Annotated in this window: 23 protein-coding genes; 8 read left to right on the forward strand and 15 right to left on the reverse strand. The window is 70.5% G+C overall.

Annotation, left to right across the window (positions count from 1 at the left end; genetic code table 11):
• Window positions 1-32: 32 nt before the first annotated feature.
• From JYA75_RS07815 to JYA75_RS07825, 3 genes are all read right to left on the reverse strand, one after another.
• Complete coding sequence (locus tag JYA75_RS07815; RefSeq protein ID WP_203329857.1) at window positions 33-1,358, reverse strand: bifunctional o-acetylhomoserine/o-acetylserine sulfhydrylase; 1,326 nt, start codon at window positions 1,356-1,358, stop codon at window positions 33-35.
• A 276-nt stretch (window positions 1,359-1,634) separates the two neighbouring features.
• Window positions 1,635-2,147, reverse strand: a complete 513-nt coding sequence (locus JYA75_RS07820; protein ID WP_006930353.1) for an OsmC family protein — start codon at window positions 2,145-2,147, stop codon at window positions 1,635-1,637.
• Between the two features lie 174 nt (window positions 2,148-2,321).
• Complete coding sequence (locus JYA75_RS07825; protein WP_185713148.1) at window positions 2,322-3,434, reverse strand: glutamate--cysteine ligase; 1,113 nt, start codon at window positions 3,432-3,434, stop codon at window positions 2,322-2,324.
• A gap of 249 nt (window positions 3,435-3,683) precedes the next feature.
• Between JYA75_RS07825 and JYA75_RS07830 the strand changes: the two genes are divergently transcribed.
• Complete coding sequence (locus JYA75_RS07830) at window positions 3,684-4,610, forward strand: DUF5996 family protein (protein WP_029546369.1); 927 nt, start codon at window positions 3,684-3,686, stop codon at window positions 4,608-4,610.
• Window positions 4,611-4,695: 85 nt separating this feature from the next.
• On the opposite strand, the gene JYA75_RS07835 is transcribed toward JYA75_RS07830, so the two are convergent.
• Together JYA75_RS07835 and JYA75_RS07840 are read right to left on the reverse strand one after the other, a co-directional pair.
• Complete coding sequence (locus JYA75_RS07835; RefSeq protein ID WP_029546368.1) at window positions 4,696-5,637, reverse strand: diiron oxygenase; 942 nt, start codon at window positions 5,635-5,637, stop codon at window positions 4,696-4,698.
• A gap of 192 nt (window positions 5,638-5,829) precedes the next feature.
• Window positions 5,830-6,864, reverse strand: a complete 1,035-nt coding sequence (locus JYA75_RS07840) for an adenylate/guanylate cyclase domain-containing protein (protein ID WP_029546367.1) — start codon at window positions 6,862-6,864, stop codon at window positions 5,830-5,832.
• 145 nt (window positions 6,865-7,009) lie between these two features.
• Here JYA75_RS07840 and JYA75_RS07845 point away from each other — a divergent pair, with 145 nt between their 5' ends.
• Both JYA75_RS07845 and JYA75_RS07850 read left to right on the forward strand, forming a co-directional pair.
• The gene (locus tag JYA75_RS07845) at window positions 7,010-7,780 is read left to right on the forward strand and encodes a DUF6319 family protein (protein ID WP_185713147.1); all 771 of its coding nucleotides are present in this window, start codon (window positions 7,010-7,012) and stop codon (window positions 7,778-7,780) included.
• A gap of 44 nt (window positions 7,781-7,824) precedes the next feature.
• Window positions 7,825-8,487, forward strand: a complete 663-nt coding sequence (locus JYA75_RS07850) for a hypothetical protein (protein ID WP_043802893.1) — start codon at window positions 7,825-7,827, stop codon at window positions 8,485-8,487.
• 26 nt (window positions 8,488-8,513) lie between these two features.
• Here the strand turns inward: JYA75_RS07850 and JYA75_RS07855 are convergent, their stop codons facing one another.
• The 5 genes from JYA75_RS07855 to JYA75_RS07875 are packed head-to-tail and all read right to left on the reverse strand — an operon-like array spanning window position 8,514 to window position 14,849.
• Window positions 8,514-9,650 (reverse strand): Mrp/NBP35 family ATP-binding protein, encoded by a 1,137-nt coding sequence (locus JYA75_RS07855; RefSeq protein WP_168580165.1) that lies wholly within the window; start codon window positions 9,648-9,650, stop codon window positions 8,514-8,516.
• Window positions 9,647-12,514 (reverse strand): molybdopterin-dependent oxidoreductase, encoded by a 2,868-nt coding sequence (locus tag JYA75_RS07860; RefSeq protein ID WP_203329858.1) that lies wholly within the window; start codon window positions 12,512-12,514, stop codon window positions 9,647-9,649. The genes JYA75_RS07855 and JYA75_RS07860 overlap by 4 nt, the downstream gene beginning before the upstream one ends.
• Window positions 12,515-12,556: 42 nt before the next feature.
• Window positions 12,557-14,077 (reverse strand): 4Fe-4S dicluster domain-containing protein, encoded by a 1,521-nt coding sequence (locus JYA75_RS07865; protein WP_006930340.1) that lies wholly within the window; start codon window positions 14,075-14,077, stop codon window positions 12,557-12,559.
• A gap of 4 nt (window positions 14,078-14,081) precedes the next feature.
• Complete coding sequence (locus tag JYA75_RS07870) at window positions 14,082-14,315, reverse strand: sulfurtransferase TusA family protein (protein ID WP_006930338.1); 234 nt, start codon at window positions 14,313-14,315, stop codon at window positions 14,082-14,084.
• 24 nt (window positions 14,316-14,339) lie between these two features.
• Complete coding sequence (locus tag JYA75_RS07875) at window positions 14,340-14,849, reverse strand: DsrE/DsrF/DrsH-like family protein (protein ID WP_006930336.1); 510 nt, start codon at window positions 14,847-14,849, stop codon at window positions 14,340-14,342.
• Window positions 14,850-15,040: 191 nt separating this feature from the next.
• On the opposite strand from JYA75_RS07875, the gene JYA75_RS07880 reads away from it, so the two are divergent.
• Together JYA75_RS07880 and JYA75_RS07885 are read left to right on the forward strand one after the other, a co-directional pair.
• Entirely contained in the window at window positions 15,041-16,165 is a 1,125-nt protein-coding gene (locus JYA75_RS07880; RefSeq protein ID WP_238406620.1) for an MBL fold metallo-hydrolase, read from the forward strand.
• 115 nt (window positions 16,166-16,280) lie between these two features.
• Entirely contained in the window at window positions 16,281-16,643 is a 363-nt protein-coding gene (locus JYA75_RS07885) for a metalloregulator ArsR/SmtB family transcription factor (protein ID WP_006930324.1), read from the forward strand.
• Window positions 16,644-16,696: 53 nt separating this feature from the next.
• Here JYA75_RS07885 and ilvD read toward each other — a convergent pair whose 3' ends face one another.
• Window positions 16,697-18,544, reverse strand: a complete 1,848-nt coding sequence (gene ilvD / locus JYA75_RS07890; protein WP_239010546.1) for a dihydroxy-acid dehydratase — start codon at window positions 18,542-18,544, stop codon at window positions 16,697-16,699.
• The gene (locus tag JYA75_RS07895) at window positions 18,541-19,113 is read right to left on the reverse strand and encodes a TIGR03086 family metal-binding protein (protein ID WP_006930322.1); all 573 of its coding nucleotides are present in this window, start codon (window positions 19,111-19,113) and stop codon (window positions 18,541-18,543) included. Before JYA75_RS07895 ends, ilvD begins: the two co-directional genes overlap by 4 nt.
• Before the next feature lie 131 nt (window positions 19,114-19,244).
• Here JYA75_RS07895 and JYA75_RS07900 point away from each other — a divergent pair, with 131 nt between their 5' ends.
• The 3 genes from JYA75_RS07900 to JYA75_RS07910 are packed head-to-tail and all read left to right on the forward strand — an operon-like array spanning window position 19,245 to window position 22,233.
• Entirely contained in the window at window positions 19,245-20,240 is a 996-nt protein-coding gene (locus tag JYA75_RS07900) for an aldo/keto reductase (RefSeq protein WP_203329859.1), read from the forward strand.
• Window positions 20,241-20,282: 42 nt separating this feature from the next.
• Complete coding sequence (locus tag JYA75_RS07905; RefSeq protein ID WP_006930320.1) at window positions 20,283-21,617, forward strand: MFS transporter; 1,335 nt, start codon at window positions 20,283-20,285, stop codon at window positions 21,615-21,617.
• Complete coding sequence (locus tag JYA75_RS07910) at window positions 21,589-22,233, forward strand: (p)ppGpp synthetase (RefSeq protein ID WP_072636360.1); 645 nt, start codon at window positions 21,589-21,591, stop codon at window positions 22,231-22,233. Before JYA75_RS07905 ends, JYA75_RS07910 begins: the two co-directional genes overlap by 29 nt.
• Before the next feature lie 110 nt (window positions 22,234-22,343).
• Here JYA75_RS07910 and JYA75_RS07915 read toward each other — a convergent pair whose 3' ends face one another.
• The 3 genes from JYA75_RS07915 to JYA75_RS07925 all read right to left on the reverse strand — a co-directional run bounded on the left by JYA75_RS07915 (window position 22,344) and on the right by JYA75_RS07925 (window position 25,311).
• The gene (locus tag JYA75_RS07915) at window positions 22,344-23,192 is read right to left on the reverse strand and encodes a 3-hydroxybutyryl-CoA dehydrogenase (RefSeq protein ID WP_029546354.1); all 849 of its coding nucleotides are present in this window, start codon (window positions 23,190-23,192) and stop codon (window positions 22,344-22,346) included.
• 60 nt (window positions 23,193-23,252) lie between these two features.
• Complete coding sequence (locus tag JYA75_RS07920; protein WP_006930317.1) at window positions 23,253-24,410, reverse strand: acyl-CoA dehydrogenase; 1,158 nt, start codon at window positions 24,408-24,410, stop codon at window positions 23,253-23,255.
• Between the two features lie 160 nt (window positions 24,411-24,570).
• Window positions 24,571-25,311, reverse strand: coding sequence for a TetR family transcriptional regulator (locus JYA75_RS07925; RefSeq protein WP_006930316.1), 741 nt, complete (start codon window positions 25,309-25,311; stop codon window positions 24,571-24,573).
• Between the last annotated feature and the right edge of the window lie 72 nt (window positions 25,312-25,383).

The raw sequence follows: 25,383 nt of genomic DNA on the forward strand, positions 1-25,383 counted from the left end.
ATCCGGGGCGGGATCGATGCGTGCGGCCGTGATCAGGCGCCGGCGGCCTCGAGGCCGGTGGTGATGTCGGCGAGGATGTCGTCGATGCCTTCGATGCCCACGGCGAGGCGGACCTGGCCGGGGGTGACGCCGGCGGCGAGTTGCTCGGTGGCGGTGAGCTGGGAGTGGGTGGTGGAGGCGGGGTGGATGACCAGCGAGCGGACGTCGCCGATGTTGGCGACGTGGCTGTGCAGGGTCAGTGCGTCGACGAACTTCTTGCCGGCGTCGACGCCGCCGGCGAGTTCGAAGGTGACGATGGCGCCGGTGCCGCGGGGGGCGAGCTGCCGGCCGCGCCGGTACCAGGGGGAGGAGGGCAGGCCGGCGTAGGACACCGCGGTGACCTCGGGGCGGGTGGTGAGGAATTCGGCGACGCGGGCGGCGTTGGCGACGTGCCGTTCCATGCGCAGCGACAGGGTTTCCAGGCCCTGGGCGATGAGGAAGGCGTTGAACGGGGACACCGCGGAGCCGAGGTCGCGCAGCAGTTGCACGCGGGCCTTGAGGGCGTAGGCGGGGGCGCCGAGGTCGGCGTAGACCACGCCGTGGTAGCTGGGGTCGGGGGTGACGAACTGGGGGTGCCGCGCGGTGCCGTCGGGGCCGGTGGCGGTCCAGTCGAAGGTGCCGCCGTCGACGAGGACGCCGGCGATGGCGGTGCCGTGGCCGCCGAGGTATTTGGTGGCCGAGTGCACGACGATGTCGGCGCCGTGCTCGAGGGGGCGGATCAGGTAGGGGGTGGCGACGGTGTTGTCGACGATCAGCGGCAGGTGGTGCTCGTGGGCCACCCCGGAGATGCCCGGCAGGTCGAGGAGGTGGTTCTTGGGGTTGGCGATGGTTTCGCCGTAGAAGGCGCGGGTGGTGGGGCGGATCGCGGCGCGCCACTGGTCGAGGTCGTCGGGGTCGTCGACGAAGGTGACCTCGATGCCGAGTCGGGGCAGGGTGTAGTGGAACAGGTTGTAGGTGCCGCCGTAGAGGTAGGGGCTGGAGACGAGGTGGTCGCCGGCGGCGGCGAGGTTGAGCACGGCGAAGGTTTCGGCGGCCTGGCCGGAGGACAGCAGCAGGGCGGCGGCGCCGCCTTCGAGGGCGGCGATGCGTTGTTCGACCGCGTCCTGGGTGGGGTTCATGATGCGGGTGTAGATGTTGCCCGGTTCGGTGAGGCCGAACAGGGCGGCGGCGTGGTCGGTGCTGTCGAAGGTGTAGCTGGTGGTCTGGTAGATCGGCAGGGCGCGGGCGCGGGTGTCGCCGCCGCCGGGCTGGCCCACGTGGATCTGCTTGGTCTCGAAGCTCCAGCCGGCGGCGGGATCGGTTGCGGGGGTTTCGCTCATGGGTTGCTGCTCCGTCTTTCGTTCGACAATCGTCTCGAGGTGACGTGACGGTTCCCGCGCGGAACTCGACACGGGGAACGCCACGTCGGATGCACAATCGGGATGCCCGATACGGGCGAGGTCCGGGTGCGGCCGGTCAGGCGGCCGGACACCCGCAGATACACATGCGCACGGCCCGGCAGCGGGCGGAAGGCCCCGGCATTGCCTGCATTCGTGTCCGGCTCACGCGCCCGACACTATCTGGTGTGCGGGGCGCCGACCAGCGCTCCCCGGAATTCACGCGATCTCGACCACGGTCCGCACCGGGGTGGGGTTGCGCGTCAGATCGAGGACGGGGCAGTGGGCGTCCACCGCTTCCTGCAGTTCGAGGTAGCGTTCGCGCGGCTCCGGTCCCGACAGCGTGACGGCGACCCGCACCTCCCCGAATCCGGGGCGGACGTCGTCGAAGCCGAAGAACCCGCGCACGTCCAGATCGCCCTCGGCGCGCGCCGAGATGTCGTCGACGCGGATCCCGAGCCGCTCCGCCCAGACGCGGTAGGTCACCACCTGGCAGGACAGCAGCGAGGCGAGGTAGTACTCGACGGGGTTCGGTGCGGTGTTCTCCCCGCCCAGGGCCGGCGGTTCGTCGACCTCGACGCTGAACCTGCCGAGGGCGACGGTGCTGGCGACGGCGTCGTGCCCGTGCGCTTCGGCGCGGAAGACGGCGTGAGCCCGGGTGGGGTCGTCGGCGATCGCCTCACGATTCGTGTCGACGACGGCGCGCAGGTGGGTGGACGGAGCAGTGGTCATGAATGTGCTTCCTCGACAGTCGGTTCGGGGGAGAGGCGGGCCTACGGGCACGGACACGTGGACGTCGCCGTGCGGGCGAAGTCGATGTGGCGGCGACGGGTCAGCAGGAGCACGGCGCAGACCGTAACCAATTCGCGACCGGAAAGCTAGGGATAGGTGCGTGTGTTCCGCGGCTCAGTGGGTGCACCCGGCGGGCGTCAGTTCGGCCAGCCGGGCGATCACGTCCCGGGCGGTGCCGCCGGCCGAGAGCACCCGCCGCTGCCGGACGGCCCCGTTGCCGCACGCCAGCACGGTGTGCAGGCCCTCGCGGGCGTGCTGGTAGCTGTCGAGGTCCTCGAGGGCCGGCCGGACGTGCTCGATCATCGCCCGGAGCAGGTGCGCGGTCGGGCGACGGGCGGTCGACGGAAGGTCGATGCCGTCACCGGGCAGCCCGTCGTGCGCCGCGCGCCAGTACGCGGCCCGCAGCACTTCGGAGGAGAACGGCTCGGCGATGCGGCCGGCATCGAGGGCACGCAGAGCGGTGAGCACCAGAGCGCGGACGAGGACGGCCACGAGGACCGTCTCGGCGACGGTCGAGGGGACATCGCACACCCGCACCTCGACGGTGGGGAAATTGGTCGACGGGCGGACGTCCCAGTAGACCATCGCCTTGTCGAGGATGCTGCCGCACTCCAGCATCGCCGCGACGGTGCGGTCGTACTCCTCGAGGGACGAGAAGTACGGTGGCGGACCGGCGCTCGGCCAGCGCGACCACAGGATCGAGCGCCAGCTCGCGTACCCGGTGTCGACGCCGCGGTGGATCGGGGAGTTGGCCGACAGCGCCAGCAGGGACGGCAACCACGGCCGGAGATGATTGCTCACCTGCACGGCGGTGGCGCGATCCGGCACGGCCACGTGCACGTGACAGCCGCAGATGCCCTGTTCCCGGGCCAGCATGCCGAAGACGCGTTCCATGCGCAGGTAGCGCGGCTTCGCCGTGACCGGCAGCTCGCGCGACCCGACGACCGGGACACCGACCGCCACCAGCCGGGAGCCGCAGCGGCGGGCGGCCTCGGCGACCAGGGACCGCCGGGTGGACAGGTCGGTGTACAGCTCGAGGGCGTCGTGGCACACGCCCGACGCCGTTTCCACCTGACACCGGTCCAGCTCGTACTGCAGTTCCACGCCGAGGTCGCGGGCCTGCGCGACGACCTCGGAGTTGTTGACGGCGGGTTCCCCGGTTTCCGCGTCGACGAGGAGGAACTCCTCCTCGACCCCCACCGTGGGGAGGTCGGACGATGTGGCCATGGTGCTCCCGGCGGGACTCGCGGTTCGTACCTGAATTCTGCGCCGCCGGGGACGGTGCTGCAGCACTTGCACGAATCCGGGTTGGCGGATCGGCGTGCGTCGCCGCCCGCACAGTACGGTCCTCCCCGGCTCCGCGGGCGACGAACACGCACAGGACCGGTGCCTCGGCCGGAGCGGAGAATCCCGTCGACACCGCCCCGCCCGGCGGTCCGGCCGAGTAGGGTCGATTCCCGGACCGTGGGAGGCGTAGTGAACGAATCGACACCGGTTCCCGGAGGGGCGTGGCCGACTCTGCGTACGGCCGACTGGGCCGCGACTCGGGACACCCTGCACATGTGGCTGCAGATCGTCGGCAAGATCCGGCTGGCCCACGCGCCGATGGTCAACCACTGGTGGCAGGCGACGCTGTATGTCACTCCACGCGGGCTGGGCACCTCGTCGATCCCCTACCGGCACGCCACCTTCGACATCGAGTTCGACTTCTGCGAGCACCGCCTGCACATCCGCTCGAGCGACGGCGGCAGCCGTTTCGTCCCGCTCACCGCACAATCGGTGGCGGACTTCTACTCCCGCACTCTGGGCGCCCTGGACGAGCTGGGCATCGCCACGCGAATCCAGGGCACCCCCAACGAGGTGGATCCGGCGATCCCGTTCGCGCAGGACCGCGAGCACAACACGTACGACCCCGATGCGGCCCACCTCTTCTGGCGGCAACTGCTCCAGGCCGACCGCATCCTCCACGAGTTCCGAGGGGACTTCCTCGGCAAGGTCAGTCCGGTGCACTTCTTCTGGGGCGCGATGGATCTCGCCTGTACCCGCTTCTCCGGACGCACCGCGCCACCGCACCCCGGAGGAATCCCCAACTGTGCCGACTGGGTGATGACCGAGGCGTACTCGCACGAGCTCAGCAGCTGCGGATTCTGGCCCGGCGGTGCGGACGAAGGGGCCTTCTATTCCTACGCCTATCCCGCACCGGAGGGCTTCGCCGCGCATCCGGTGCGCCCGGACGCCGCCTACTACTCCGCCGAGCTGGGTGAGTTCCTGTTGCCGTACGAGGCGGTGCGGACCGCCGCCGACCCCGACGCGGAACTGCTGCGGTTCCTGCGCAGCACCTATGAGGCAGCCGCCGAGCTCGGCCACTGGGATCGGGCCTACCTCGAGCGTCGACCGCGGTGAGCACGTTCGACGAATCCGGGCGGCCCGACGGCCGGGCGGGGTCGCGCGAGACCCCACGAGCTCGCGCGACCTCCGAGGCGGCGGCTCAGAGGAGATGGACCTTCTTGTAGAGGATCTTCGACGGACCGCCGATCAGGCCGACGCTGTCGAGGAACGTCATCAGCTTGGCGCCGGACTTGCGCACGCGGTCGTGGTAGTGGGTGTTGTTCCGGGCCTCGGCGATTGCCCGGTCGCGGTCGACGCCCGCGTTGCTGTACACGTCGGGGTGGATCATGCTCTTGACCACGAAGTACACGGTCACGGCGGTGTTGATGCGCTCGAACTGCAGGCGGGCGCGGCTCGCGCCGGCCAGGCGGCGCGCGACCTCCTCGCGGGCGAACCGGATGTGCCGGGCCTCCTCGAGAACGTGGATCTTGCTGACCGTGCGCGTGACCGGCTGGACGCGTTCGTCGCGCATGAAGTCGCGCTGCATCATGTCCAGGATCTCCTCGGCGGCCATGACGCTCGCGTAGGCGTTGGCGCCCCGGAAGAATCCGCCCCACAGCCGGCCGAGGCGGTGGATGTAGCGGGCGGGACCGTAGTCCGGCATGCCGAGGCGCTCGCCGGCGCGGCCGAACATGACGGAGTGACGGCATTCGTCGGCGACCTCGGTGAGGGCGAACTGGACGTGGCGGGAGTGCTTGTCGCGGTTGTAGACGTCGCGCAGCAGCATCTGCATGAGCAGGATCTCGAACCACAGACCCACGCTCGAGACGCTCGCGGCCTCGTGCTTGGTCAGCTCGATGCGCTGTTCCTCGGTCATCTCGTCCCACAGCGCGGTGCCGTACAGCGTGCTCCACTCGGGGGTCATGCCGTACTTGTCGGCGGGGACGGGGGCCTCCCAGTCGACCTCGACCGTCGGGTCGTAGGACTTGCGGGCCGACGAGGCGAGCAGGCGCTGCGCCGTCTCCTCGCGGTCGGAGAGCGGGACGCCGGGGACGAAGCCCGTGCTCTCGGCTTCCGACGGGCGGGTGAGCGATGCGGTCATGTCTCCACCTTTTTAGTGTGACGACTGGTAACTGTTAATCCGAGGTTACCTCGACGGCCGCCGTCGCACAACGGTGACTTCCGGCCCGGGCCACCACGCGCACGGCACCGCGCCCGCCAGCACGGGCCGCGACGCATGCGGGCGGATCGTCGACGACGTGCCCGCCGCGAACCCGTCGGGCACGGGCACCGCTCAGTCCTGAGGCGGACGCAGCACCGACGGCCGCAGCCGGTGGAAGTCCTTGACCCGCAGCGCGCGCAGGGGACGCAGCCGGAACCGGTCGTCGCCGTCGAGCACGCCGGCGAGGGTCGAATCGACCAGCACCGTTCCCGGACGCGCGGCACCGGTCAGCCGCGCCGCGATGTTGACCGCCGACCCGAACACGTCCCCGAACCGGGCCAGCACCGGCCCCTGCGCCATACCCACCCGGAGATCCGGGGCGTCGGGACGGGAGCCGGACGACTCCTGCAGCGCCAGCGCGATCCGTGCGGCGTCCGCCGGATCCTCGGCGGCGAACATCACCTCGTCGCCCACGGTCTTGATCACCCATCCGCCGCCCTGGGTCACGATCCCCGTCGCGGTCGACTCGAAGTCCTCGAGCAGGTCGTTGAGCTCGTCGGCGTCGATCCGGCGGGTCAGGCGCGTGTACCCCACCATGTCGGCGAAGCCGACGACCAGGACCCGGCCGGCCGACTCGCCCCCGGCCCGCACCACGTTGCGTCCCGTCGTTGCCGCCAGGTGCCGTCGCCACACGTACAGCTGCAAGGTCTCGGTCAGGGGCAGGACCCGTTGCAGCAGTTCGTCGACGAACGACCGGATCTCCCGCTCGGAGGGGGTGGTCCCGGTGTACTCGGTCTCGAGCCGATCGAGGATGTGGGTGTTCATCAGGGCCACCTCCCACTCGGCCAGCCGCGACATGGACTGTCCCAGCGACCGCGCGGCCGCCAGTTCCAGGTCGGGGTGCAGGGCGCCGCTCGCCACGATCGCGTCGATGTTCCGCAGCGCCGCGACGTCGCCGTCCGTGAAGGTCCGCGCGTCCGGGTCCGGATCCACGGTGAATCCGAGCGCCTGCCAGAGTCGTTGGGCGCGTTCGGAGTCCACCCCGGCCAGGTCGGCGCTCTCCCGCTGGGTGTAGCGACGCTCGCCGCCGAGCAGGGTCCGCTCGAGTTCGGCCTGCACGGCCTGCAGGAGCTCGGGCTCGAGCTCCGGTTGCTCCGACGCGCTCACGTCGCTCCTTCCCGGCCGCCGAACGTGACCGGCCGACCCAGCATGGCCCACCTCGGTTCGGGCGCGCAACGAATCCGCGAGAGTGTCGCACCTGTGTGCGACAGTGATCGCGCCTCCTGCACCACCCAGCCCGAAAGGACGTGGCATGCCGCCCCGCAGACGAGCCGGCACAACCGGCCCGGATCACCTCACCGACGAGCAGCTCGCCGAGCTGACCACCGCCGTCGCGGACGGTCGCCGCGCCACCGTCTATCTCATCGAGGGCATTACGAGCCTGGGCATCGCCCCGGGCGCGTCGGCCCGGGCGGTGTCGGTGGCGGGCCGCACGGTCACCGTCCGTCCCAAGGGCGTCGACGACGAGCTGCCCTTCGAGGCCGAGGAGCTGCGTCTGACGAAGGAGCCGTCGAAGCCGGTCCGCAAGGCCGCGGATCGATCGACCCCGCGCCCCACCACCCCGCGCACGTCCGCGTCGCAGCCCACCACGTCGGGTCCCTCCCGCGCTCCCGCCCCGAAGAGCTCGTCGTCCCCGGCATCCACCCCCGCCACGAAGGAGACCACCACCGTGCCGCCGACCGCACCCGAACCGCAGACCGGCGCGACCCCGAAGCCGAAGGCGGCGTCGCGCCGGCCCAAGAAGCAGCCCGGCGTGACCGTCACCATCACCATCGACCCCGAGCAGGAGTGGACGGTCGGTGTCGCGCAGGGCACCCGGCGCCTGAGCAAGGCCAATCCCGTCAGCCCCGACGCCGTGGAGCGCGCCGTGCTCGAGCTCGGCGACGAGGCGGCCCTCGAGGCGGTCCGGTCCGTGATCGACGCGGCGCGCCAGGCCGCGGAGGAACGCGTCGCGCAGCTCAGCCGCGAACTCGAGGAGGCCAGAAAGGCGTTGGAGAGCCTGGGATCGGGCCCGACCGGGTAGTCTGATCCGCTGATGCGGCCGGAACCGGCCGGGCGGGAGGGCTCATGTTCAAGCGCGTTGCGATGGCGATCGTCGCGGGGGTCGCACTGCTGACAGGTGGGACGGGGGTCGCGGTGGCGGCGCCGCCGGTTCCGCTCGGGGGCGGGTCGGGCATCACGCTCGGCAACGGATCCGAGGATCTGTTCGACTGCACGCTCGCCACGATCGGCAACGACCGTGGCGGCCGGCTCGTCGGCTTCACCGCCGGCCACTGCGGCGGTCCCGGGACGACCGTGAAGTCCGAGGCGGACCCCGGGGCCGGGGTCGTCGGGCGCATCGTCGGCACCAACGAGGTGCTCGACTACTCGGTGATCGAGTTCGACCGCGGCCGCGTCGCGCCGGTGAACCGGGTCGGCAACGTCACCATCACCGGCGTCGGCACCCCCGTGGGGTTCCCCAACGTGGCGTGCAAGGAAGGCCGCACCACCGGCAACACCTGTGGTGTCGTGTGGGGCGACGTGTTCAACTCCCAGGAGACCTGGACGCAGGTGTGCGTCGTCGAGGGCGACTCCGGCGCCCCGCTGGTCGTCGGCACGACGCTCGTCGCGATGGTCAACGCCTACCTGCTCACACCGTGCATCGGCCCGGAGGTGGGCACCAACTTCGTCACGATCCTCGGCGACGTCGACGCCCGGGGCGGCGTGGGCGCGGGTTACCGCCCCATCTGACGTACAGGCGCGGGCTCGTCGGCCGGCTACGGGACCGACAGCGGTAGCGGCCGGCCGACGAGGCTTCGTCTCGGGGCCGGCAGGGCCGCGGCGATCTGCCGGATCTGCGAGACGGAATGGGCGTGCGGCGTCGCCACCATGGCCGGGATGCCGCTGTCGCCCGCCGCGCGCAGGTCGAGGTCGAGGGGGACCTGCCCGAGGAGCGGTGCCGCGACGGCCCGGGCGAGGCGCTCGCCGCCTCCGGTACCGAACAACGGTGTGCTCGCGTGGCACGACGAGCACACCAGCGCCGACATGTTCTCCACGACGCCGGCGACCGGCATCCGCAGGTCACGCGCCATGCGGCCCACCCGTTGGGCGACGGTCTGGGCCGCCGGCTGGGGCGTGGTGACGACGAGGAGCGCCGCGTCCGGCACGAGTTCGAGCAGCGAGAGTGTCACATCTCCGGTGCCCGGTGGCAGGTCGATGAGCAGGACGTCGAGTTCACCCCAGTACACGTCGCGCAGGAACTGCTCGATCGCCTTGTGCAGCATGGGGCCGCGCCAGACGACCGGCTCGTCGTCGCGGACGAAGAACCCGACGGACATGAGGGCGACGCCGAACGCCTCGACCGGCAGCATCGTTCCGTGCAGGGCGACCGGTGCGCGGCGCACCCCGAACAGATGCGGAACGGAGTAACCCCAGACGTCGGCGTCGAGAACGCCGACCCGCTTGCCCTGCTGGGCCAGCGCCACCGCGAGGTTGGCCGTGAGCGTCGACTTGCCGACGCCGCCCTTGCCGGAGGCCACGGCGTACACCCGGGTCGCCGAATCGGGACCGAAGGGGGGAGCGTCCTCTGGTCTCGTACCGCGCAAGCGGGCGGCGAGCCGCCTCCGCTCGGCTTCGCTCATCGCCGTGAAGACGACCTCGACGCCGGTCACGCCGGCGACTGCCCCGGCGGCCGCAGTGACGTCGGCGGAGAGGGAGGCCTGCATCGGACACGAGGAGGTGGTGAGCCGGACGGTCACCCGGACGAGTCCGGAGCGATCGATCCTCACCTCGCCGAGCATGCCGGCCTGCTCGAGCGGCAGATGCAGCTCGGGATCCTCGACCCGGGCCAGCGCGGCACGCACCGCAGCCGCGGAGACCGCCGGGCCGGACGTCCTCCGCGACAGCAGGCTCATGTTCGCTCCTCCGTCCCGGGCGCGCGGAAGGCACGCCGGCGGGGTTTGACCGGGCGCATCAGGAACTCCGGGCGGCGCAGCCCGGACCGGCTGGGGCCGGGCCGGGTGTATGCCAGCCAGGCGCGGTAGACCTCGCGGGACCGCCGGGTGTCCACCACCACGTCGCCGTACCGGTCGTCGGTGTGGGCCTTCTCCACGCGCACCTTCTGGTGCCAGCAGTGCATGCCCGACAGCGGGTCGGGGTGCACGGCGAAGGCGAGGTTCTGATGCACGCCGGGGTCTTCCCAGTAGATCCGCTCGCTGTCCGGGTCGTCGCTGCGGAACGGCTGTACGCCCTGCTTGTAGCGCAACCGCCACACCCCGTCTCCGTCGTTGTCGAGATCGACGAGGCCCATAGCCCAACGGGATCCGGCGTTCTCGGACGTGCGCCAGCGGCCCATGTGGTGCGAGAGCGCGAGGACGCCGGGGCGGATCGACTCGGTCGCCCACACACGGGCCACGAAGTACCCGATCTCGGTGTTGACCCGGACCAGGTCACCCGTGCCGACGCCGAAGCGCGCGGCGTCCGAGGGATTCGTCCACAGCGGATGCGTGTTGCTGATCTCGTTGAGGTACTTCGCGTTCGCGGACCGGGTGTGGACCAGGGTCGGCAGGCGGAAGGTCGGCACGAGCACGATCTCGTTGTTCGCCGGGTCGATCGAGCGGTGCCCGACGTGGGACTCGATGTAGCCGGGCGTGGCGTACTCCTCCCACCCGAAGTCGACCATGGTCTCGCTGAACAGCTCGAGTTTGCGCGACGGGGTGAGCCACCCGGCGGTCCTGCTGCCGTCCTCGTGGACGACACCGACGGCACCCGCCTCGCCGACGAGCGGCGGGGTCGAGTCCAGGGTGACGGGTTTGCGCAGCACCCCGTGCTCGTCCGGGTCCGCCCCCTCGGTCTCGGCGGCCGTCAGCGGCCGCTCGTCGAGCCGGTAGGTGTCCTTGGCGACCTCGAAGACGCCGTATCTGCGCATGTACTCCAGCGGGGTGAGCCCTTGGTCGGCCGCGGCCTTCGGCAGGCCGGGCACGCTGTTCTCGAACACCCACCGGTAGTACTCGTCGACGGTGACCTTCTGCCCGGGCCGGTAGGGGGATTCGAAGAACTTGCGGATGCCGAGGCTGCCGTCGGGGTCGATGCGCCAGGACAGCTCGAACCAGAACTCGTTCTCCTCCCACACCTCTCCGGGATTGGACTCGCGGGAGTCGGACACGCTCCGGCCCATGCGCTCGAGCGCCACCCGGGTGACGGGCTGGCGGAATCCGAGCCACTTGCCGGCGTACTGCTCGTAGGACTGGGTGTCGTGCCGCTCGGTGCTGTGCCCCATGGGCAGGACGTAGTCGGCGAAGGTTGCCGTCTCGGACCACGTGGGGGTGAGTGCGACGTGGCAGCCCACGAGCGATTCGTCGGTCAGGGCCTCCAGCCAGCTGAAGCCGTCGGGGTTGGTCCACACCGGGTTGTAGACGCGCGAAAAGTACATCGACAGCGTGCCGCGGCCGTCCTGGAGCAGATGCGGCAGCAGGATCGACATCTCGTTGGTCGACAGGGGGAACTCGGGGGGCCAGAGCAGCTCGTTCCAGGGCTCGTGTCCCTGGGGCAGGTTCGGGCCGTGGGCGATGATCTTGTCCCAGCCGTTGGGGCTGGTGCCGCCCTTGGTGCCGACGCTGCCGGTGAGCACGTTGAGGAAGAACAGGGCCCGCGAGACCTGCCACCCGCCGAGGTTGCCGGCGGTCGCCGCCCGCCACACGTGCGCCGACAGGGCCGAGCCGGCGGTGGCGACGATCCGGGCGATTTCGGCGATCTGCTTCTCGGGTACCTGCGCCTCCTGCGCGGCGAAGGCGAAGGTGAAGCAGGCGTAGTCCTCGGTCAGTGCGCCGACGAACACGTCGAAGTCGTCGGCGGGCAGGTCGGGGTGGCGGTGCTTCATGTAGGTGGGCCAGTTCACCCAGCGGCGCAGGAATGCCCGGTCGATGTGGCCGGTGCGCAGCAGGTACGACGCGACGGACAGCAGGATCGCCGCCTCGCTGCCGGGCCACGGGGCGATCCACAGGTCGGCGTGGGACGCGGTGTTCGACAGCCGCGGATCGAGCACGACGACCTTGGCGCCGCCCTCGACCTTGCCCTCCATGATCCGCTGCGCGTGCGGGTTGAAGTAGTGCCCGGTCTCGAGGTGGCTCGAGATCAGCAGGATGACCTTGGCGTTCGCGTAGTCCGGTGAGGGCCGGTCGTAGCCACCCCACAGGGCGTAGCCCAGCCGGGCGCCGGCGGAGCAGATGTTGGTGTGGCTGTTGTGTCCGTCCACCCCCCACGCCAGCAGGAACCGCTCGGCGAAGCCGTCCTCGCCGGGTCGGCCCACGTGGTAGACGACCTCGTCCCGGCGGTCCTCGACGATGGCGGCCCGGATCCGGGCGGCGATGTCGTCGAGGGCCTCGTCCCAGCCGATGCGCTCCCACTGCCCACTGCCGCGGGCACCGACGCGCTTGAGCGGGTACAGGATGCGCTCGGGGTCCTTGATCTGGTTGATGGTCGCGGGACCCTTGGCGCAGTTGCGTCCGCGTGAGCCCGGATGCGCCGGGTTCCCCTCGAGCCGCTTGATGGACAGGTCGGACTTGTCCACGTACGCGAGCAGGCCGCACGCCGATTCGCAGTTGAAGCAGGTGGTGGGCACCAGCATGTATTCGTGCGGCACCTTACGAGGGTGGGCCTTGGCGTCGTATTCGACGTGGTGGTCCCAGTTTTCGACCGGAGGAAAGTTCCGCAGCCGCTCGTGCGTGCGCTGACCGGGCAGCGCCGCCCCGGTCGGGGTGTGCTCCGTCTCGGCAGTCATGGGGTTCCCTTCGGGTGGGTGGTCGGGTGCCGGTCGGGCCGCTCACGACAGGGGTGGGTCCTGGCCCGCCCGGACGAACGCAGTCTCGTAGGCCAGCAGTGAGATCTGCGTCAGCAGGCCGGCCGCGACGAGGAGGACGGCACCGGCGGAGCCGTTCCACGACGGGGCGGCCAGTGCGGCCGCCACCACTGCCGGGACGATCGCCCCCAGCCAGAACAGCCGGGCGTAGCGGCCGCGGGTGATGATGTGCGCGGCCAGGGTCGCCTGCCGGCTGGCGTGCCGGCCGGAGTACTCGATGAGCAGCATCAGCAGGTGCAGTCCGGTCGAGAGCACGAAGACGCGCACGAGGAAGCCGACCGCCCCGTCGGAGAGACCCGCGAACGGCGCGACGACGAGCAGCGCCCCGGTCCCGACCATGGCGGCCTGAACCAGCAGGTGCCAGAACAACAACGGTGACTGCCACAGGTCGCGGCCCTCGGCCTGCCCGAAGAGGAAACCGGTGTAGCCGGCGACCAGCGCCCCGGAGACCAGGGCGGCCCAGGCGAGCACGGTTGCGCCCCAAGCCGATCCGAGGAAGGCGGCGAGGACCCACAGGGCGGCTACCCCGCCGAAGGCGGCCAGCGCGTAGGCGCCCCACACGAGCCACGAGGACCAGTTGGATCTCAGGAAGATGTAGAGAAAACGCTCCGGCCGCTTCAGGTCCCAGATCAGCAGGACTCCGGTGAGGGCCGCGCCCGCCATGGCCACTGCGGGCGCCGCGTAGTCACCCAGCCACCCCAGGTCGATGCCCAGGATGTGGGCCAGCCCCGCGACGGCGAGGGCGCCGGCGGCGACGGCCTTGGTCCACAGGTAGGTCGTCACGCGCCATCCCCACGGCCGGGGATGCGCGGTGTTCAGCGTGGTGCGCGCCTTCGTGGTGCGATCCCCGGGCAGGTCGGCCGCGGTCTCGCGGCGGTGCGCGTCCGGCTCGGCCCAGATGTAGGTGTCGGCGACCGGGGCGACCAGCGGATCGAGGACCGCCCGGTCGGCACCGAGATAGAAGACGTTCGGCCCGGTGTTCTGTTCCGGCGAGCGCACGGCGGTCTGCTGCGTGCTGACCAGGGTGGCGATGCCGCTGGTCGGGTCGTCGAGGTCGCCGACCCAGATCGAGTGGGTGGGGCACACCACGACGCAGGCAGGCTCCATGTCGTTGTCGACGCGGTGCGCGCACATGTTGCACTTCGCCGCGGTGTGGGTGTCCTGATCGATGTAGATGGCGTCGTAGGGGCACGCCTGCATGCAGCTCTTGCAGCCGATGCAGCGCTCGTTGTCGAAGTCGACGATTCCGTCGTCGCGCTTGAACAGCGCGCCGGTGGGGCAGATCTTCACGCACGGTGCGTCGGTGCAGTGGTTGCAGCGCATCACACCGAAAGATCTTGTGGTGTTCGGAAACTCACCGGCGTCGACGTACTTCACCCACGTGCGGAACTGGCCGAGCGGTACCTCGTGCTCGGTCTTGCAGGCGACCGTGCAGGCGTGGCAGCCGATGCACGTGCGCTGATCGATCGCGAAGCCGTAGCGCACCGTCTCACTTCTTCCGGATGAGGTAGCGGTGGACGCCGTCCTCGCTGTTGTTCTCCAGCAGTTCGTTTCCCGTGTCGGTCGCCCACGACGGGATGTCGCGTTTCGATCCGCCGTCGGTGGCCTCGACGAGCAGGATCTGCCCGGCCTCGAGCTTCTTGATCGCACGCGAGGCGAGCAGCACGGGCATCGGGCATTTCTGTCCCTTGGCGTCGACGACGACGTCGATCTGGTAGTCCACGGTCCGCTCCTGGGTTCGGAAGGGTCAGATGAAGAGGCTGATCTGGGACCTGCTCATCGCGGACAGGGCGGTGGCGGCACCGACGGGCTCGCCCACTCCCTCGAGGAGCTGGTCGCGGCGAAGGCCCAGCAGGTCCATGGTCATCTCGCACGGCCACAGGTTCACGCCCAGCTCGGTGCACATCTCGACCAGCTCGGCCGGGTGGGCCACGTTCTTCTGGCGCGCAAGTCTTTTCATCATCCAGGGCCCGGCGCCGGCCAGGTGGAGCTTCGACAGCTTCATGTGCCGCATGCCCGGCCGGTTCATGCCGGCCAGCGCCTTGGTCATCGCGTCGGTGCCGGTGATCCGGACGTCGTCGCGCACCAGGGGGAACAGTCCCCAGAAGGTGAAGAAGATCGTCGTGGACATGCCGTAGGCGGCGCCGGTGGAGCCGAGGATCAGGGTTGGCCACATTCTGTCCAGATCGCCGCTCCACGCCACGATCGTCATGCTCTCCGGGGCGTCGTCGACGTCACGCTGCGGGTTGTCCGACATGCGCCGGCCCCTTTCGTGGTTGCCGGGGAGGCCTCGTGCGGCCTTCGCGCGGAGTGTTGCGATATGTGATCCAGAACACTACATTCGTGTATGCGCATACCGCAAGATGGTTCGGAAAGTCACCCTCCCGGTGTGCGGACCACCCGCCCGTTTCGTCCCTGGGAGGACACGTGGCCGATACCGTCACAGCGTTGGAACTGTTTCGCGAGCTCCAGGCGGGCACCGTTCCCGAGATCCTCGACATCCGCAGCACCGAGGATTTCCGGGCCGGCCGGATCGAAGGACCCCGGCCCGTTCCCACTCGCCACGTCCCGGTCTATCGGGTGATGGAAGAACTCGAGGAACAGGCCGCCGTCACGCGGGCGGGCGCCGTCGTCGTCTGCGGACAGGGCAACGGCTCCGAACTGGTCGCCGAGGAGTTCGAGACGCTGGGCCTGCGCACCCGCTCCCTCGAGGGCGGTACCGACGCGTGGAACCGGCTCCTCGTTCCCGTCGAGATCACCGGACTCCCCGGCGACGTGCGCATCTGGCAGTTCCAGCGCCCGGCGAAGGCCTGCCTGTCGTACCTCGTCGGCGTGCCCGGCGGCCGCGGCATCGTCGTCGACCCCGCCAGATCGACCGAGGCATACCTGGAACTTGCTCGAATGCAAGATGTTTCGATCGTGCACGTCGTGGACACCCACGTGCACGCGGACCATGTCAGTGGTGGCCCGGCACTGGCCGCCCGGCTCGAGGCGGAGTATCACCTGCCGCCGGAGGACGCCGGCGGCATCGTCCCGTTCCCCAACCGGCCGCTGAAGGAGGGCGACGCACTCGACCTGGGGTCCACCGTCGTCCGGGCCATGACCATGCACCTGCCGGGCCACACCCCCGGCACGACGGCGCTGCTGGTCAGCGATTCGGTCCTGCTCGTCGGCGACACCGTCTTCGTCCGGGGACTCGGCCGGCCCGACCTGACCGGCCGGGCCGAGGAGCTGGCGCGGGATCTGTTCCGCAGCGTGCACGACAGGCTGCGCCCCCTCGACCCGCGAACGATGATCGCCCCGGCCCACTGGTCGAGCAGCGAGGAGATCAACGCCGAAGGACTGGTCGTCACCACGTTGGAGGAGGTTTTCACCGCCACACTGCTGAACGAGCACGCCCTCGAACGCTTCGTCGAGCAGATCGTGAACTCGCTGCCCGCAGCCCCGCACACCTACGAGACGATCCGCCGCGTGAACGCCGGACAACTCGCCCCCGCCGACGACGAGCTCGAGGTCCTCGACGTCGGCCGCAACCAATGCGCGGCAGCCACCTCGCTGAAGACCGCCCACTGAGCGGTGCGGCCACCGACGGCACCGTCGCGCTCGCCGGGCCGGCGCCCCGCCGCGATCCGCTGCCGCCCGGCCGGCGCACCTATAATCGGCACCCGACGCTCGGTTCGGAGGGGTGATGGAACAGGACATCGCGGCACAGTTGCAGGAACTCCACGCCCGAGTCTGCAAGGCCATCGCCGACCCCAAGCGACTGCTCATCATCAACGAGCTGCGGGACGGCGAACTCAGCGTCGGTGACCTGTGCGAGGCGCTGGGCTTCAGCCAGTCCAACGCCAGCCAGCATCTGTCCGTTCTCCGCGAGCGCGGCATCGTGAACGCGCGACGTTCCGGCAACAACGTCTTCTATTCGCTGCGCAGCCGGAAGATCGTGCAGGCGGTGGACCTGCTCCGGGAATTCCTGGCCGAGGACCTGGCCGACCAGGCGATCCTGCGGGGCGCCCTCGACGGCCGGGACGTCGACCTCGGCCTCGATCTGTAGGGCGCCGTCGCGCAGGCCGATTCTCCACCGCCTCGACGGATCCGCGAATCGGGTCAGCCGCAGACCGCGCCGCTCGACGCCGAACCGACCAGCTTCGTGTACTTGGCCAGCACCCCGCGGGTGTAGCGGGGAGGCAGCGGCTCCCACCCCTGCCGGCGGGACGCGAGTTCGTCCTCGTCGACCAGCACGTCGAGGGTGCCGTTCGCGACGTCGAGGCGGATCGGGTCGCCGTCGCGGACGAAGGCGATCGGGCCACCGTCCACCGCCTCGGGAGCCACGTGCCCGACGCACAGGCCCGTCGTGCCGCCGGAGAACCGCCCGTCGGTGAGCAGCAGCACGTCCTTACCGAGGCCGGCACCCTTGATCGCGCCGGTGATGGCGAGCATCTCCCGCATTCCCGGCCCGCCCTTCGGGCCCTCGTACCGGATCACCACCACGTCTCCCGCGGTGATCGTGCCGTCCTCGAGCGCGTCCATCGCGGCACGCTCGCGCTCGAAGACCCGGGCGGTGCCCTCGAACACCGACTCGTCGAACCCGGCGGACTTCACCACCGCGCCGCCCGGGGCGAGGCTGCCCTTCAGGATCGTGATGCCCCCCGTGGGATGGATGGGTTCGCTCAGTGCGCGCAACACCTTCCCGTCCGGGTCGGGCGGAGCGATCTCGGCCAGGTTCTCGGCGACGGTCCGCCCGGTGACGGTGAGGCAGTCGCCGTGCAGCAGGCCCGCGTCGAGCAGGGTCTTCATGATCACCGGCACGCCGCCGATGCGGTCGACGTCCTGCATCACGTGCCGGCCGAACGGCTTGACGTCGGCCAGGTGCGGGACGCGCGCACCGATGCGGGAGAAGTCGTCCAGGCTCAGCTCGACCTGCGTCTCGTGCGCGATCGCGAGCAGATGCAGCACCGCGTTGGTCGACCCACCGAACGCCATCACCACGGCGATCGCGTTCTCGAACGCCTCCTTCGTGAGGATGTCGGAGGCGGTGATGCCGCGGCGCAGCAGGTTCACCACGGCCTGCCCGCTGCGGCGGGCGTACCCGTCGCGGCGGCGGTCCGTCGCCGGCGGCGCCGCGCTTCCCGGCAGCGACATGCCGAGCGCCTCGGCCGCGCTGGCCATCGTGTTCGCCGTGTACATGCCGCCGCACGCGCCCTCGCCGGGGCAGATGGCCCGCTCGATCGCGTCGACGTCCTCCCGGCTCATCAGCCCGCGGGCGCAGGCGCCGACCGCCTCGAAGGCGTCGATGATCGTCACGTCGCGTTCGGATCCGTCGGACAGCTTCGCGACGCCCGGCAGGATCGACCCCGCATACAGGAACACGGCCGCCAGGTCGAGACGCGCGGCGGCCATCAGCATTCCGGGCAGGGACTTGTCGCATCCTGCGAGCAGTACCGACCCGTCGAGCCGCTCCGCCTGCATGACCGTCTCCACGCTGTCGGCGATCACCTCCCGCGACACCAGCGAGAAGTGCATCCCCTCGTGGCCCATCGAGATGCCGTCGGAGACGGAGATCGTGCCGAACTCGAGTGGATACCCGCCGGCGGCGTGCACGCCGTCCTTGACCGCCTGCGCCAGCCGGTCCAGCGACAGGTTGCACGGGGTGATCTCGTTCCACGACGAGGCCACCCCGATCTGCGGCTTGCCCCAGTCGTCGTCGCCCATGCCGACCGCGCGGAGCATGCCGCGCGCCGCGGTCTTCTCGAGGCCGTCGGTGACGTCGCGGCTGCGGGGCTTGATGTCCGGCTCGGTCGCGCTGCTCGCCTCCGGCTCGGTCGCGCTGCTCGCCTCCGGCTCGATCGGCGTGCTCGCCTCCGGCTCGGTCGCGCTGCTCGCCTCCGGCTCGGTCGCGCTGCTCGCCTCCGGCTCGGTCGCGCTGCTCGCCTCCGGCTCGGTCGGCGTGCTCATCGCGTTCCTCCCGGTCGGGGATCACGCCCGGTCAGCGCCAGCAACCGGTCCTGCACGGCCGCGTCGTCGGGCACCGGCACGGGCGGCGCGAACAGCCCGCTCGCGGCCAGCATGTCCCGCTGCGGTTGTATGTCCTCCCACACGGCCGCCACCAGGTCGGGATCGAGGCGTTCGTCGGCCCCCACGGCCCGGGCCAGGTCCCACGTGTGGATCGCGATGTCCGCGACCTGCTGCCGCAGATAGTCGCGGACGGGCACCATCCCGTAGGACAGGTGCACCTGCTTGTCCGGGTCGGTGGAAGCCCACGCGACGGAGGCGTCGACGGCGTGCCGGTCCCATTCGGCGGACAGGTCGTCGCCGAGCGGGTCGAGTTCGGCCTCCGCCTCGGCGATCGTCCTGCCGGCGAGCAGCGGCGGCACCCACCGTTGCTCGTCCACGACGTGCCGGACCAGGGTGGCGACGTCCCATTCGGTGTCGGGGGTGGGGGCGGACCAGTCGGTGACCGCCGAGAGCCGGCTCTCGAAACCTTGCCGGGCGATGTGCTGCAGTTCGAGCCAGTCGTACGACATGGATTCAGACTAGGCGGGCGGTGGCGGCGGCACCGGGTTTCCCGGCGTGCGGCGGCCCGCGATGTTCGGGAGGATCGGTGTCGCCGCACCTGGTGCGGTCCCCCGATCGTCCGGACAGTACTGGAGAAGTCATGCCCGTCCCCACCGTCGAGCTCGCCCCCGGCCTGACCGTCAGCGCACAGGGATACGGCGCGATGTCGGTCTCGCCTGCCTACGGCCCCGTCGATCTCGACGAGGCCTTGGCGACGCTGCATCACGCCGTCGACCTGGGGGTCACGTTTGTCGATACCGCGAACGTCTACGGCGACGGCACCAGCGAACGGGTCGTCGGGAAGCTGCTGCAGGACCGCGGCGACGAGGTGCAGGTGGCCACGAAGTTCGGGCTCGTCGGTGCGCTGGGCAGCGGTAATCGCGGCATCGACGGCCGTCCCGAGTACGCGAAGAAGGCCCTCGACGAGTCCCTCGGCCGGCTCGGGGTGGACCGCGTCGACCTGTACTACCTGCACCGTGTGGACCCGGACGTGCCCATCGAGGACACGGTCGGCGCGTTGGCCGAGCTGGTGCAGGCCGGCAAGATCCGGCACATCGGGTTGTCCGAGGCCACCGGCGACGAGCTGCGCCGCGCGCACGCCGTGCACCCGATCGCCGCGATCCAGTCCGAGTGGAGCATCGTCTCCCGGGACGTCGAGAAGAACGTCGTGCCGACCGCCGCCGAGCTGGGCATCGGCTTCGTGCCGTACTCGCCGGTCAGCCGAGGTCTGCTCACCGATGCGTTCGATGCCGCCCGGATCGGGGAGAAGGACCTGCGCCGGCGCTTCCCCCGATTCGCCGCCGACGCGCTGCCCGCGAACCTGCAGGTGCGTGCCGCGGTGCGCGCGGTGGCCGACGAGGTGGGCGCGACGATCGCGCAGGTGGCGCTGGCGTGGCTCGACGCCAAGGCGCGGCAGTTCGGGCTGCCGTCGGTGGCGATCCCGGGCAGCCGCTCCGCCGCGCGGGTCACCGAGAACGCCGGCGCGCTCGACGTGCGTCTCACCGACGAGCACGTCGCCAGGCTCGACACCCTCGCCGACGCGGTCGTGGGTGGGCGGGCCGCGGACCCGACCTGGGTGTCGTGGGGCCGGGAGTGACTACCGGCGGGTAGTCGCGTCGCCGCGTAGGGTCGTTTCATCATGAAACGGGTTTGGTGGGTGTGGGGCGTGGGTGTCCTCGCCTATGTCGTGGCCGTCATGCATCGCACGTCGTTCGGCGTATCCGGACTCGCCGCGACCGAACGCTTCGACATCACCCCGGCCGTGCTGTCGGGCTTCGTGGTCCTGCAGATCGTGGTGTACGCGAGCATGCAGATCCCGGCCGGGGTGCTGCTCGACCGGTTCGGTTCCCGGGTGATGATCGCCTCGGGTGCGGCGATCATGGCGGTGGCGCAGCTGGTGCTGGCGTTCACCGAGTCCCTGCCCGCCGCCTATGCGGCCCGCGTCTTCGTCGGGGCGGGCGACGCGCTGACCTTCATCTCGGTGCTGCGGCTGGTGCCGGTGTGGTTCGACACGCGGCGGGTGCCGCTGGTGTCGCAGCTGACCGGCATCCTGGGGCAGCTGGGTCAGGTGCTCTCGGCGCTGCCCTTCGTACTGATCCTGGGCGGAGCGGGGTGGAGCGCGGCGTTCGCGAGCGCCGCGGCGCTCGGCGTGCTCGCCTGCGTGCTCGCGGTCGCAGTGGTGCGCGACGCGCCGCCGGGGGTGGTCGTGCGGACCGAGGCTGCCGGGATGCGGCAGGTGCTCGGGCAGATCGGGGTGGTGTGGCGCAGACCGGGCACACGGCTCGGCTTCTTCACCCACATGGGCACCCAATTCTCCATCACCACGTTCGCATTGCTGTGGGGCGTGCCGTACCTCCAGTCGGCGCAGGGCCTGTCCGCGGCGGCCGCCGGTTCGCTGCTCACCCTCTCCGTGGTCTCGGCGATCGCGGCCGGCCCGGTGCTCGGGATCCTCAGCGGCCGGTTCCCGCTGCACCGCTCGTGGCTGGTGCTGTCGATCATGGTGAGCAACGCCGCGATGTGGACGGTCGTGCTGCTGTTGCCGGCGCCGGCCCCGATGTGGCTGCTCGTCCTCCTGATCGTGACCATCTCGGTGGGCGGACCCGGGTCTATGATCGGATTCGACTATGCGCGGACATTCAACCCGAGCACCGCGCTCGGCACCGCCCAGGGCATGGTCAACATCGGCGGATTCCTGGCGTCCCTGCTGGTGATCCAGGCGATGGGGTTGATCCTGCAGCGTCTCGGCGGCTACACCTTCGAGGCGTTCCGGGTCGCCTGGCTGGCGCAGTATCCCGTGTGGGTCGTGGCGATCATCGGGGTGCTCGTCACCCGCGGCAAGGCCCGCCGCGAGGCGGGCGTGTCGCCGCGGACGCTGCGGCAGGTGCTGCGCGACGGTCGTCGCGCGGGGCCGGCGAATTCGCAGACGCGGATCGAGGAGGCTGGCGATGACGGGGAGCGGACCCGGGCGGACTGACATCCTCCGGCGGGATCTGGCTCGGTTCCTGAAGACCTGCGGGTTCGGTGTCGAAGAGTTGCGGACGAAGATCGACATCGTCCGCAGCGAGTTCGCCGACACCCACGGTTACGATCCCGTCGAGCATGCCGAAACGTGGCTGACCACGCCCGACTCGGTCCTGGGCGAGGCCGATCCACCGCTGCGGGTCGAGGACCTCGGGCGGGACGTCGCCGGGATCCGGCTCACGTGCGCCGTCACCGCCGACGTGTACCGCGTACGGGACCTGCTCGTCGCCCGGCGGGACGTGCGGGTGATCGAGGCGAGGGACTACATCAAGCGCGCCGGCCCGGACGGGTACCGCGGGCTGTGCCTCGTCGTGGAGGTGCCGGTGGCGTCGACCGGCCGGGTGCGGACCGTGTACGTGGAGGTGCAGATCCGCACCGGGGTCATGGAGTCGTGGGAGAGCGTGGCGACGCGGCTGCGCACCGAGTTCGACGGTCACGTCCCGCGGGAGATGCTCGACGAACTGCGCGCCGCCGCGGAGAGCGCCCGGGATCTCGACTTGCGGATCGGCGCGTTGCAGCGGCACGTGGAGGAGCGGTCCGAGGCGGACCGGGACGCACCCCCGGCGTAGGTCCGCTCGCCCGGCGTGGCCGCGCGCGGACGGCACCGATGCGCGCGGGGGATCACGGATACGACGAACCCCGCCGCGAGCGCGTCGCGACGGGGTTCGTGCTGCGGGGCTCAGTTGTAGCTGTAGAAGCCCTGGCCGGTCTTGCGGCCGAGGCGGCCGGCGTCGACCATGCGGCGCAGCAGCGCCGGGGGCGCGTAGTGCGGCTCGGCGAACTCGTCGTACAGCGACTGGGCGGCGTTGAGGGTGACGTCGAGACCGACGGTGTCGATGAGGGTGAGCGGGCCCATCGGGTAGCCGCAGCCGCCCTTCATCGCGGCGTCGATGTCTTCCTTCGTCGCGTAGCCCGACTCGAGCATCCGCACGGCGGACGTCAGGTACGGGATCAGCAGCGCGTTGACGATGAAGCCGGCGCGGTCGCCCGCGCGGACCGTCATCTTGCCGAGGGTGTTCTTGACGTAGTCGAAGACGGCGTTCGCCGTCTCCTCCTCGGTGGTCAGCGCCGAGATGATCTCCACCAGCGGCATCACCGGCACCGGGTTGAAGAAGTGCACACCCACCACCTGTCCCGGACGCGACGTCGCCTGGGCCATCTTGATCACCGGGAGCGACGACGTGTTGGTCGCCAGGATGCCGGAGGGCTTCACGACCGCGTCGAGCTTGGTGAAGATGTCGACCTTGAGCGACTCGATCTCGGGCGCCGCCTCGATGACGAGATCACGGTCGGCGAGATCGGCGACATCGGTGGTGACCCGAACCCGCGCGATCGCGGCGTCGGCCTCCTCCTGCGTGATCTTGCCGCGGGCGACGCCCTTGCCGATCGAGCCGGAGACGCGCTTGCGGGCCGCGTCGGCGAACTCCTCGCTGGTCTCGAGCACGATCACGTCGCTGCCGGCCTTGGCGCACACCTCGGCGATGCCGGCCCCCATCGTGCCGCCACCGACTACACCGATCAATTCCACTGCCACGGGAGATTCTCCTCGATACGAAGGTTGGACCAGGGTGAACTTACTGCCGCCGCGTCAGCGGAGCAGCGCGCGGGACATGACGACCCGCTGGATCTGGTTGGTGCCCTCGTAGATCTGGGTGATCTTGGCGTCGCGCATCATCCGCTCGACCGGGAAGTCGGTGGTGTAGCCGGCACCGCCGAACAGCTGCACGGCGTCCGTGGTGACCTCCATCGCGACGTCGGAGGCGAAGCACTTGGCGGCGGAGGAGATGAAGCCCAGGTTCGGCTCCCCGCGCTCGGCGCGCGCCGCGGAGGTGTACACCATCAGGCGTGCCGCCTCGACCTTCATGGCCATGTCGGCCAGCATGAACTGCACACCCTGGAAGTCGGAGATCGGCTTGCCGAACTGCTTGCGGTCCTTGGTGTAGGCGATCGCCGCGTCGAGCGCACCCTGCGCGAGGCCGACCGCCTGCGCGCCGATGGTGGGGCGGGTGTGGTCGAGGGTCGCGAGGGCGGTCTTGAAGCCGGTGCCGGGCTCGCCGATGATGCGGTCGCCGGGGATGCGGCAGTTCTCGAAGTACAGCTCGGCGGTCGGGGAGCCCTTGATGCCGAGCTTCTTCTCCTTGGGGCCGACGACGAAGCCCTCGTCGTCCTTGTGGACCATGAACGCGGAGATGCCGTTGGCGCCCTTGTCGGGGTCGGTGACGGCCATGACGGTGTACCAGCTGGACTTGCCGCCGTTGGTGATCCAGCACTTGGAGCCGTTGAGGATCCAGTCGTCGCCGTCGGCCTTGGCGCGGGTACGCATGCCCGCGGCGTCGGAGCCGGCCTCCCGCTCGGACAGCGCGTAGGACGCCATGTCGCCCTTGACCAGGTCGGGCAGGACCTTCTGCTTGAGCTCCTCGGAGCCGGACAGGATCAGGCCCATGGTGCCGAGCTTGTTCACGGCCGGGATCAGCGAGGACGAACCGCAGACGCGGGCGACCTCCTCGATGACGATGCAGGTGGCGACCGAGTCGGCGCCGTCGCCGCCGTACTCCGTGGGGACGTGGATCGCGTTCAGGCCGGACTTGTTGAGGGCGTCGAGGGCCTCCTGCGGGAAGCGGGAGTTCTCGTCGACGTCCTTGGCGTAGGGCGCGATCTCCTTTTCGGCCAGCGCGCGGATGGCGGCGCGGAGCTCATCGTGCTCCTCGCCCAGCTTGAACAGACCGAACTCCGGGTTGAAGGCCATGACGGCGGACTCCTATCGGCACGCAGTGCCAGTTCTTGTTTGGGTGTCGCATCCATCCTACTGAGTGGAGGGCTCGCGACGTCACGAAATCGGTTCCAGTGAACCACGGCACTCAGTGCCACGTCAATGGGGTGGTGGATCGTCGGCCACCCCATTGACGTCAGTCCGACGCCGCCTCGAGCTGCGCCTGCACCTGGCGGGCGACCTCCGCGGGCGACGTGCCCGGGGGATAGGTCACCACCGTGATCGCGCGCTCGGCGTCTCGCGCCGGACCGACGGCCGGCGCGGCGCTCTGCCCCGGTGCGACGCCGAACGAGCGCCGCACCTCGAGCAGCGCGCGGCGCAGTTCCTCAGCCGTCGCGGACTCGTCGCCGCGGATCATCGCGCGCAGCAGGAAGTTGTGCGTCGCGGTCATCGCGGCCGCGAAGCTGACGATCCGCACCCCCGACTCCGACGGCACCGCCGAGCGCAGGTAGTCGGTGAACAGGCGCTCGTAGCGGTACGTCGTGACCAGCTCCCGCTCGCGCAGCGCAGGCACCCGCTGCACCACGCGATACCGCCACACCGCAAGCTCCCGCTTGTCCCGGAAGTGCCCGAACACCAGCTCGGCGGCCTCGGCGGCGGCCGCCCACGGATCGTCGAAGTTCCCCGACAGATAGTGTCCGACCTGCTCGAGCAGCGATTCGTGATCGGCGAAGATCACGTCCTCCTTCGAGCGGAACTGCCGGAAGAAGGTCCGTCGCGACACTCCCGCGGCCGACGCGATCTGCTCGACGGTGGTCGACTCGTAGCCGTACTCGGAGAACAGGCGGATCGCCTGCGTCACCACGTGCACCCGGAACTGGGCGGGATCGGGGCCGGTCGCGTCGATGCGGCGGGCGGAGTCGGGACCGAGTGCCATGGTTCTCAGTATCCAATCCGCGGTATCGAAGTCGAAACGGCCGCGCCGCCGGACCCGGCGGCGCGGCCGGCG

The organism is Rhodococcus sp. PSBB066 (assembly GCF_017068255.1).
GTDB lineage: Bacteria > Actinomycetota > Actinomycetes > Mycobacteriales > Mycobacteriaceae > Rhodococcus > Rhodococcus aetherivorans.

What these genes read in the sequence shown, in the direction of transcription:
- JYA75_RS07875 (WP_006930336.1), bottom strand. Translation starts at nt 14,849, where the DNA reads ATGTCGGACAACCCGCAGCGTGACGTCGACGACGCCCCGGAGAGCATG.
- JYA75_RS07895 (WP_006930322.1), bottom strand. Translation starts at nt 19,113, where the DNA reads ATGTCGTACGACTGGCTCGAACTGCAGCACATCGCCCGGCAAGGTTTC.
- JYA75_RS07920 (WP_006930317.1), bottom strand. Translation starts at nt 24,410, where the DNA reads ATGGCCTTCAACCCGGAGTTCGGTCTGTTCAAGCTGGGCGAGGAGCAC.
- JYA75_RS07860 (WP_203329858.1), bottom strand. Translation starts at nt 12,514, where the DNA reads ATGACTGCCGAGACGGAGCACACCCCGACCGGGGCGGCGCTGCCCGGT.
- ilvD (WP_239010546.1), bottom strand. Translation starts at nt 18,544, where the DNA reads ATGAGCACGCCGACCGAGCCGGAGGCGAGCAGCGCGACCGAGCCGGAG.
- JYA75_RS07820 (WP_006930353.1), bottom strand. Translation starts at nt 2,147, where the DNA reads ATGACCACTGCTCCGTCCACCCACCTGCGCGCCGTCGTCGACACGAAT.
- JYA75_RS07910 (WP_072636360.1), top strand. Translation starts at nt 21,589, where the DNA reads ATGACGGGGAGCGGACCCGGGCGGACTGACATCCTCCGGCGGGATCTG.
- JYA75_RS07850 (WP_043802893.1), top strand. Translation starts at nt 7,825, where the DNA reads ATGTTCAAGCGCGTTGCGATGGCGATCGTCGCGGGGGTCGCACTGCTG.
- JYA75_RS07815 (WP_203329857.1), bottom strand. Translation starts at nt 1,358, where the DNA reads ATGAGCGAAACCCCCGCAACCGATCCCGCCGCCGGCTGGAGCTTCGAG.
- JYA75_RS07835 (WP_029546368.1), bottom strand. Translation starts at nt 5,637, where the DNA reads ATGACCGCATCGCTCACCCGCCCGTCGGAAGCCGAGAGCACGGGCTTC.
- JYA75_RS07925 (WP_006930316.1), bottom strand. Translation starts at nt 25,311, where the DNA reads ATGGCACTCGGTCCCGACTCCGCCCGCCGCATCGACGCGACCGGCCCC.
- JYA75_RS07885 (WP_006930324.1), top strand. Translation starts at nt 16,281, where the DNA reads ATGGAACAGGACATCGCGGCACAGTTGCAGGAACTCCACGCCCGAGTC.
- JYA75_RS07845 (WP_185713147.1), top strand. Translation starts at nt 7,010, where the DNA reads ATGCCGCCCCGCAGACGAGCCGGCACAACCGGCCCGGATCACCTCACC.
- JYA75_RS07905 (WP_006930320.1), top strand. Translation starts at nt 20,283, where the DNA reads ATGAAACGGGTTTGGTGGGTGTGGGGCGTGGGTGTCCTCGCCTATGTC.
- JYA75_RS07855 (WP_168580165.1), bottom strand. Translation starts at nt 9,650, where the DNA reads ATGAGCCTGCTGTCGCGGAGGACGTCCGGCCCGGCGGTCTCCGCGGCT.
- JYA75_RS07900 (WP_203329859.1), top strand. Translation starts at nt 19,245, where the DNA reads ATGCCCGTCCCCACCGTCGAGCTCGCCCCCGGCCTGACCGTCAGCGCA.
- JYA75_RS07825 (WP_185713148.1), bottom strand. Translation starts at nt 3,434, where the DNA reads ATGGCCACATCGTCCGACCTCCCCACGGTGGGGGTCGAGGAGGAGTTC.